The sequence below is a fragment of the Streptomyces sp. NPDC004610 genome (genome assembly GCF_040609715.1).
Taxonomy (GTDB): domain Bacteria; phylum Actinomycetota; class Actinomycetes; order Streptomycetales; family Streptomycetaceae; genus Streptomyces.
In genome coordinates, this window is record NZ_JBEXLA010000005.1 from 259,536 (window position 1) to 267,199 (window position 7,664).

General features: G+C 73.9%; 8 protein-coding genes. 4 read left to right on the forward strand and 4 right to left on the reverse strand.

Features of this window, described 5'->3' with window-relative positions:
- Window positions 1-61 precede the first annotated feature (61 nt).
- Window positions 62-469, forward strand: a complete 408-nt coding sequence (locus ABZX40_RS07910; RefSeq protein ID WP_355731128.1) for a PPOX class F420-dependent oxidoreductase — start codon at window positions 62-64, stop codon at window positions 467-469.
- On the opposite strand, the gene ABZX40_RS07915 is transcribed toward ABZX40_RS07910, so the two are convergent.
- From ABZX40_RS07915 to ABZX40_RS07925, 3 genes are all read right to left on the reverse strand, one after another.
- Window positions 411-1,502, reverse strand: a complete 1,092-nt coding sequence (locus ABZX40_RS07915; protein WP_355731130.1) for a methyltransferase domain-containing protein — start codon at window positions 1,500-1,502, stop codon at window positions 411-413. The two genes, ABZX40_RS07910 and ABZX40_RS07915, sit on opposite strands and share 59 nt — an antisense overlap.
- Window positions 1,503-1,679: 177 nt before the next feature.
- A complete protein-coding gene (locus ABZX40_RS07920; RefSeq protein WP_355731131.1) occupies window positions 1,680-2,180 on the reverse strand; it encodes an SRPBCC family protein in 501 nt (166 codons plus the stop codon).
- Window positions 2,177-2,575: a metalloregulator ArsR/SmtB family transcription factor gene (locus tag ABZX40_RS07925; RefSeq protein ID WP_355731133.1), complete on the reverse strand. Its 399-nt coding sequence runs from the start codon at window positions 2,573-2,575 to the stop codon at window positions 2,177-2,179. Before ABZX40_RS07925 ends, ABZX40_RS07920 begins: the two co-directional genes overlap by 4 nt.
- Before the next feature lie 201 nt (window positions 2,576-2,776).
- On the opposite strand from ABZX40_RS07925, the gene ABZX40_RS07930 reads away from it, so the two are divergent.
- The 3 genes from ABZX40_RS07930 (at window position 2,777) to ABZX40_RS07940 (ending at window position 7,387) form a co-directional block, all read left to right on the forward strand.
- Window positions 2,777-4,477, forward strand: a complete 1,701-nt coding sequence (locus ABZX40_RS07930) for an ABC transporter ATP-binding protein (RefSeq protein WP_355731135.1) — start codon at window positions 2,777-2,779, stop codon at window positions 4,475-4,477.
- A complete protein-coding gene (locus tag ABZX40_RS07935; RefSeq protein ID WP_355731136.1) occupies window positions 4,474-6,231 on the forward strand; it encodes an ABC transporter ATP-binding protein in 1,758 nt (585 codons plus the stop codon). Before ABZX40_RS07930 ends, ABZX40_RS07935 begins: the two co-directional genes overlap by 4 nt.
- Window positions 6,232-6,316: 85 nt before the next feature.
- Complete coding sequence (locus ABZX40_RS07940) at window positions 6,317-7,387, forward strand: iron-siderophore ABC transporter substrate-binding protein (RefSeq protein ID WP_355731138.1); 1,071 nt, start codon at window positions 6,317-6,319, stop codon at window positions 7,385-7,387.
- 61 nt (window positions 7,388-7,448) lie between these two features.
- Here the strand turns inward: ABZX40_RS07940 and ABZX40_RS07945 are convergent, their stop codons facing one another.
- Window positions 7,449-7,658, reverse strand: coding sequence for an MbtH family protein (locus ABZX40_RS07945; protein WP_355731139.1), 210 nt, complete (start codon window positions 7,656-7,658; stop codon window positions 7,449-7,451).
- Window positions 7,659-7,664: the final 6 nt, after the last annotated feature.

The window sequence follows — 7,664 nt, forward strand, 5'->3', positions numbered from 1 at the left end:
CCGCCATGTGAGCATGGGTGATCGTCCGTGTCGAAGGATTAACGAGTCCGGAGGAACCCCCGTGTCCCGACCTCCCCTGCCGCAGGCCGCCCAGGACATGCTGGCCCGCGCCAACCCCGCTGTGATGGCCACCCTCCGCAAGGACGGCACGCCGGTCTCCACGGCGACCTGGTACCTCTGGGAGGACGGCCGGATCCTGATCAGCCTGGACGGGACCCGGGTCCGCCTCAGTCATCTGCGCAACGACCCCCGGGTGACCCTGACCGTCCTCGACGGCGACAACTGGTACACCCATGTCACCCTGATCGGCCGGGTCACCGAGATCTACGCCGACGAGGGGCTCACCGACATCGACCGGCTCGCCACCCACTATGTGGGCAAGCCCTACCCGGACCGGGTCAGCCCCCGCTTCAGCGCCTGGATCGAGGTCGAGCGCTGGCACGGCTGGGGCGAGCAGAAGGAGAGCTGACCGGGGTCAGCCGCACCATGAACGCCTCGGCGCCGGACACCCGGATCCGCTGGACATGCGCCGGGGTCAGGCCCGCGCCCAGCGCCGAGGCCACTTCCCCCGCCCCCGGCAGCAGCACCACCGCCGTGCCGTCCGGGGTGAGCACCCGGCGCAGCTCCCGCCACCAGCGCTCCGGCGCCCCGGCGAGTCCGCCCCGGGCCGGGACCTGACCGCCCCACGGCGGATTGCACAGCACCCGGTCCACACTGCCGTCCGCCAGCGGCAGCCGGGCCGCGTCCCCCCGCTCCACCGCGACCGGCAGGCCCGCGGTGTTGGCGCGGGCCGCCTCCAGTGCCCGCCCGGACAGATCGAAGCCCCGGTGACGGGCGGCTGGTTCGCGCAGCGCGCTCTCCGCGAGGAGGGTCCCGGCCCCGCAGCACGGGTCCACCACCAGCGCGCCCGGCGGTGGTTCGGCCAGCGCGGCCATCGCCGCGGCCACCGGTGGATGCAGGGTGCCGGGGACGGTGAGCCGTTTGTAGTCCCTGCGGTGCAGCGGTCGGTCCCCGCCGCGCAGCATCAGCGTGGCCGAGGTGCCGTCCAGGGTGAGCCGCCAGCCCCAGTGCCCCGGCGGCGCCGGGACGCCCGAACGCCGGGAGTGGTACGGCACCTCCATCCGCCGGGCGAGGGCCCGGCCGACGGTGTCCTCGGCGTCGTAGCGGTTGAAGGCGCGTCGGCCGAGGAAGGACGCCGAGACATCGACGCCGGTGGGGGCGGTGGGGGTGGGGCGCAGGGGCAGCAGGGCCGCGAGGTCGGTGCGGGTGACGAGGTCGGTGAGGGCGGTGAGTGCGTCGCGGGCCGGGCCGGGGTCGGCGCACCGGGCCGCGCACAGGAACACATCGTCCGCTGTGCGCGGGGACGGCACGGATCCGGCGGTGAGAAAGCGGACTTCGCGGTGGTGCAGGCCGGTGACGGCCGTGCCGGGGGACCGCAGGACCTCGGCTGCGACCGCGGACTCCAGTCCGCGGACACACCGCGCCACAAGAGGCGTGTGCATGAGGGGTGGGCTTCTTCCACATCAGCGCCCGGGACAGCGCTCCGCTGCCCCGCGTCGCCGGCGACGGGGACTCCTCGTATCGCCGACGGGCGCTAGCGGAGGGGGAAGAAGTACGTCATGCGGGGGAGTGTAGAAGGCTCCGGGGCCGTGGTGCCCCCGGTTTTCGGGCCGTGGCCGTCAGGGGTGGGCGAGGGCCTCGTAGTACGCCTTCTGCGCGGGGTAGTAGTCGGCGAAGTCGGGCAGGGGGCCGTCCTCGCGGGCGGCGGTGAGCTGGTCGAGGTAGTACTCCCAGCCCGGTCCGGTCGAGCTGAGGACGCCGGTGTCGGTGAGGTGCTGGACCAGCTGGAGTTCGGTGGTGCCCGCGGACTCGGTGAGCCGCAGCTCCAGGAACCAGGCCCCGGCGTCGTCGGTCGTCGAGACCGCGAGGCGGTGCGGGGGTTCGCAGGCGTCGATCCGGATCGGGGACCAGTCGGCCTCGTCCTCGAAGGTCATCCGTACCTCGATCGTGCGGCCGGGGCCCGGCTCGCCGCGCCAGGGGCCGAACCAGCGGGCCGTGCGCTCCGGCTCGGTGACGCTCGCCCAGACATCGGCGAGCGGGGCGCGGTAGGTGCGGGAGAGGATCAGATCGTGTCCGTCGGGCGTGCGCTCCAGCCGTCCGGTGGGTTCGGGGGTGGTCATGCGGTGTCCTTGTCCTCGATGGGTTCGGTGGTGGATCCGGTGAGGGCCGCGTTCTCGTCGGCGCGGCGGTCCCGGCGGGTGCGGTGGACCTCGGTGTCCAGCGCGTCCAGCCGCTGCCGCCAGTCGGGGCGCCCGCCGTCGAACTGGGTGAGCCAGCCCGCCAGCGCCAGGAGCCCGGACGGCACCAGGGAGTAGCGGCGGTGCCGCCCCAGCCGCTCGTCGCGGACCAGGCCGCTCTCACGCAGGACGCGCAGATGACGGCTGACCGCCGGGCGCGTGATCGTGAACCGGGCGGCGATCTCACCGGCCGTCAGGGGCGTGTGCCGCAGCATCACCAGGATCTCCCGGCGAACGGGGTCGGCGATGGCCTCGGCGGCGCCGGACAGGTCGTCCATGGCAAGAAGCGTAACCTCTGGGTTACGCATTTGTCGACGGGCGGGCGAGGGGGAGTGGACCGGCCCCCGGTCCGAACCGTGATCAAAGGGCAACCCTCCGTCGGTCCGGAGGGGGTGGCCGACACTCGCAGATGTAGTTAGCCTTACCTAAGTCTTTGCGCGGCGAGTGGCCGCGCAGCGGAACACGGTCCGGGGGGATGCGTGCGAAGAGCGGACCCACGGGGCCGAAAACTGCTGCGACGGGCGATCGGCGGACAGCGCCGCGATGTCGTCCGGGGCGCGGTGCTGGGCATGGGCCACCAGACCGGTGAGGCGCTGGTGCCCGTGGTCATCGGACTCGCCATCGAACGCGGGGTCGTGGACGGCGACGTCCCCGGACTCCTGCTCTGGCTCGGCCTGCTGGCCCTCGTCTACGTCGGCCTCTCCTACAGCTTCCGGTTCAGCGCCCGCGCCGGTGAACGCGCCTCCGTCACCGCCGCGCATCTGCTGCGCACCGAGCTGATCGGCCGGGTGCTGGCCCCCGAAGGCGGTGCCGACGAGGGCCGGTTGCCCGGGGAACTCTCCAACACCGCCACCGAGGACGCCCGCCGGGTCGGCGCCGTCGCCATGGCCCTGATCGTCGCCCTCGCCGCCACCGCCGGACTGGTGGTCGCCGCCGTCGCCCTGCTGCGGGTCTCCCTCACCCTCGGACTGCTCGTCCTGCTCGGCACCCCGCTGCTGCTCTGGCTCGGGCATCTGCTCAGCAAGCCCCTGGAGCGGCGCAGCGAGACCGAACAGGACCGCGCCGCCCGCGCCTCCGGGGTGGCCGCCGACCTGGTGGCCGGACTGCGCGTCCTCAAGGGCATCGGCGCCGAACCCGCCGCCGTCGCCCGCTACCGCGGGGTCAGCGGCGACTCGCTGGCCGCCACCCTGCGCGCCGCCCGCGCCGAAGCCTGGCAGCACGGTGTCGTCACCCTGCTCACCGGCACCTTCATCGCGATCGTCGCCCTGGTCGGCGGACGCCTCGCCGCCGCCGGTGACATCGGCCTCGGCGAACTCGTCTCCTGCGTCGCCCTCGCCCTCTTCCTCATCGGCCCGCTCTCCGAGTTCTCCTGGGTCAACGCCGAACTCGCCCAGGGCCGCGCCTCCGCCGCCCGCATCGCCGCCGTACTGGACACCGAGCCGGCCGTCACCGACCCGGCCCACGCCCCGGCCCCGGACGCCACGACCGGGGCACTGCGCCTGCGCGGGCTGTCCTACGACGGCGTCCACGGCGTCGACCTCGACATCGCGCCCGGTGAACTCCTCGGCGTCGTCGCCACCGACCCCGCCCACGCCACCGCCCTGCTGCGCTGCCTGGGCCGCCGCGCCGACCCCGACATCGGCACCGTCGAACTCGACGGCACCGCCCTGACCGCGCTCGCCCTCGCCGAGGTGCGCGCCGCGATCCTGGTCGCCGAGCACGACGCCGATCTCTTCGAGGGGACCGTGCTGGAGAACGTCACCGCCGCGCTGCCCGACCGGAGTGCCGTCCCCGAGGCCGCGCTCCTCGCGTCCGGCACCGACGAGGTGGTCCGCGCCCTGCCCGACGGACTGCACACCCCGGTCACCTCACGCGGCCGGTCCCTGTCCGGCGGCCAGCGCCAGCGGGTCGCCCTGGCCCGCGCCCTCGCCGCCGACCCGCCCGTCCTGGTCGTCCATGAACCGGCCACGGCCGTGGACGCCGTGACGGAGGCCCGCATCGCCGACGGCATCAAGGACGTCCGCAGGGGCCGCACCACCGTGCTGGTGACCAACAGCCCCGCCCTGCTCGCCGTCACCGACCGGGTCGTCCTCCTCGACGGCGGCACGGTCACCGCCGACGGCACCCACGAAGGGCTCGTCCGCGAGTCCGGGACCTACCGGACGGCGGTGCTGGCATGACCCAACCCCCCGAACTGCTCCCCACCGCCACCGGCGCCCGCACCCGCGCCGCCCTGGCCGAACTGCTGCGCCCCCAGCGCGGCTTCGCCCTGCTCGCACTGGCCGTGATGACCGGCTCCACCGCCATCGGGCTGCTGGTGCAGCCGCTGCTCGGCCGGATCGTCGACCTGGCCGCCGACGGGGGCACCGCCGACGCCGTCACCGTGACCGCCGCGCTGCTGGTCGCCGTCGCCGTCGCCCAGGGCCTCAGCGCCGGATACGGGCTGTCGCTGCTGTCCCGGCTCGGCGAGAGCGCCCTGGCCCGGCTGCGCGAACGGTTCGTGGAACGCGCCCTCGCGCTGCCCCTGGAGCGGGTCGAGAAGGCCGGTGCCGGGGACCTCACCGCCCGGGTCACCGCCGATGTCTCGCTGATCGCCGAGGCCGTCCGCAACGCCCTGCCCGAGCTGGCCCGCTCACTGCTCACCATCGTCCTCACCCTCGGCGCGATGGCCCTGCTCGACTGGCGGTTCCTGCTGGCCGCGCTGCTCGCCGTCCCCGTCCAGGCGGCCACCGCCCGCTGGTACGTCCGCCGGGCCGTCCCGCTGTACGCCGCGCAGCGCGTCGCCGCGGGCGCCCAGCAGCAGCAGCTCCTGGACACCGTCGCGGGCAGCTCCACCCTGCGGGCCCTGCGGATGGAGGACGAGCACACCGAGCGGGTCGCCGAACGGTCCCGGTCCGTGGTGGACCTCACCATGCGCGGGGTCAATCTGGTCCTCGGCTTCTACAGCCGACTGCACATCGCCGAGTACATCGGCCTCGCCGCCGTCCTGCTCACCGGCTACTGGCTGGTCCGCGACGGCAGCGCCTCCATCGGTACGGCCACCGCCGCCGCCCTGTACTTCCACAGCCTGTTCGGGCCGGTCAACGCCGCCCTCGCGCTGCTGGACGACGCCCAGTCGGCGACCGCGGGACTCGCCCGCCTGGTCGGTGTCACCGATCTGCCCGCCGACCCCGGCGCGGAAGGCGCCGTACGGCCCGGCGGCGTCGATGTCACCGTCCGCGGCCTCGGCCACGCCTACCGGCCCGGCCACCCGGTGCTGCACGACATCGAGCTGACGATCCGGCACGGCGAGCGGGTCGCCCTGGTCGGCGCCAGCGGCGCGGGCAAGACCACCCTGGCCCGCCTGGTCGCCGGTATCCAGCCGCCCACCTCCGGCACGGTCCTGGTCGGCGGTGTCCCGCCCACCGAACTGGGCGCCACCGGCACCCTCGCCCTGATCACCCAGGAGACCCATGTCTTCGCGGGCCCCCTCGCCGACGATCTGCGGCTCGCCAGACCCGATGCCACCGACGACGAACTGCGCGCCGCCCTCGACCGGGTGGAGGCCCTCGGCTGGGCCGACGCCCTGCCCGACGGTCTGGACACGGTCGTCGGCGAAGGCGGCCACCGGCTCAGCGGCGCCCAGACCCAGGCCCTCGCCCTCGCCCGCCTGGTCCTCGCCGACCCGCCCCTGGTGATCCTGGACGAGGCCACCGCCGAGGCGGGCAGCGCCGGGGCCCGCGCCCTGGAGAAGGGCGTCGCCCGCGCCGTCGACGGCCGTACCGCGCTGATCGTCGCGCACCGGCTCAGCCAGGCCGCCGCCGCGGACCGGGTGGTCGTCATGGACGGCGGCCGGATCGTCGAGACCGGCACCCACGACGCGCTGCGCGCGGCCGGCGGACGCTATGCCGCGCTGTGGAACGCCTGGTCGGACACCCGCGCCCCGCACCCCTAGAGCCTCCCCCCGCATTCTTGGACCCCCCCCACAGACCCGCATCACCACCCTCGCTCCACAGGAACCCGAAACCGAAGGACCGCAGATGTTCCGCTCCCGCAGGGCGCCGCGGCTCGCCGCCGCGCTCGCCTCAGCCACCCTTCTGTTCGCCACCGCCGCGTGCGGCAGCGGTGACGACGACTCAGGATCCGACTCGGCGGCGTCCGGCACGGAGAGCAGCGGCTCCTCCGGCGCGTTCCCGGTCACCCTCGACCACAAGTACGGCAGCACCACCATCGACGCCGAGCCCGAGCGGATCGTCACCGTCGGCCTCACCGACCAGGACTCCGTCCTCGCCCTCGGCAAGGTCCCGGTCGGCGCCACCGAGTGGCTCGGCGGCTACGACGGCGCCGTCGGCCCCTGGGCCGCCGACAAGATCGGCTCGGCCGAGACGCCGACCGTCCTCACCGACACCGGCACCGGCCCGCAGGTGGAGAAGATCGCCGCCCTCAAGCCCGACCTCATTCTCGCGGTGTACGGCGGACTCACCGAGGAGCAGTACGAGGCGCTGTCGAAGTTCGCGCCGGTCGTCGCCCAGCCGAAGCAGTACAACGACTACGGCGTCTCCTGGCAGGAGCAGACCGAGATCATCGGCACGGCGCTCGGCGCCTCCGACGAGGCGGCGGCGGTCGTCAAGTCCACCGAGGACGCCATCAAGACGGCCGCCGACGAGAACCCGGAGTTCCAGGGCGCGACCGCCGTGGTGGCCACCCCGTACGAGGGCATGTTCGTGTTCGGCAGCCAGGACCCGCGCTCGCATCTCCTCGGTGACCTCGGCTTCAGCCTGCCCGAGGACCTGGACACGGTGATCGGCGACCAGTTCGGCGCCAACATCAGCAAGGAGCGCACCGATCTGCTCGACCAGGACGCCGTGGTCTGGCAGGTCACCGATGTCACCAAGGACGCCGACACCCTGCACAAGGACGCCTCCTACAAGGACCTGAACGTGGTGACGCAGGGCCGTGAGGTCTTCGTCTCCGAGTCCAGCGACTACGGCAACGCGCTGTCCATGGGCACCGTGCTGAGCCTGCCGTATGTCATCGAGCGGCTGGTGCCGCAGCTCGCGGCGGCCGTCGACGGGAAGACGGACACCCCGGTGGAGCAGCCCGCGTCCTGACGGGCCCACGGAAACCGGAAGAGGGGGGCGGCCACGGTGGCCGCCCCCCTCTCGTGTGCCGTCAGGCGTTCATGGACTCCGCGAGGCTGCGCGGGCGCATATCGGTCCAGTGCGCCTCCACATAGGCGACGCAGGACGGCCGGGAGTCCGGGCCGTGGACCGTGCGCCAGCCGGCCGGGACCGTCACGAAGTCCGGCCACAGACTGTGCTGGTCCTCGTCGTTCACCAGCACCAGATAGGTGCCCTCGGGGTCGTCGAACGGGTTGCTCATGTCGTT

Excerpts from the sequence above, each read along its gene's own strand:
- ABZX40_RS07915 (WP_355731130.1), bottom strand. The coding sequence starts at position 1,502 with ATGCACACGCCTCTTGTGGCGCGGTGTGTCCGCGGACTGGAGTCCGCG.
- ABZX40_RS07920 (WP_355731131.1), bottom strand. The coding sequence starts at position 2,180 with ATGACCACCCCCGAACCCACCGGACGGCTGGAGCGCACGCCCGACGGA.
- ABZX40_RS07925 (WP_355731133.1), bottom strand. The coding sequence starts at position 2,575 with ATGGACGACCTGTCCGGCGCCGCCGAGGCCATCGCCGACCCCGTTCGC.
- ABZX40_RS07935 (WP_355731136.1), top strand. The coding sequence starts at position 4,474 with ATGACCCAACCCCCCGAACTGCTCCCCACCGCCACCGGCGCCCGCACC.
- ABZX40_RS07940 (WP_355731138.1), top strand. The coding sequence starts at position 6,317 with ATGTTCCGCTCCCGCAGGGCGCCGCGGCTCGCCGCCGCGCTCGCCTCA.
- ABZX40_RS07945 (WP_355731139.1), bottom strand. The coding sequence starts at position 7,658 with ATGAGCAACCCGTTCGACGACCCCGAGGGCACCTATCTGGTGCTGGTG.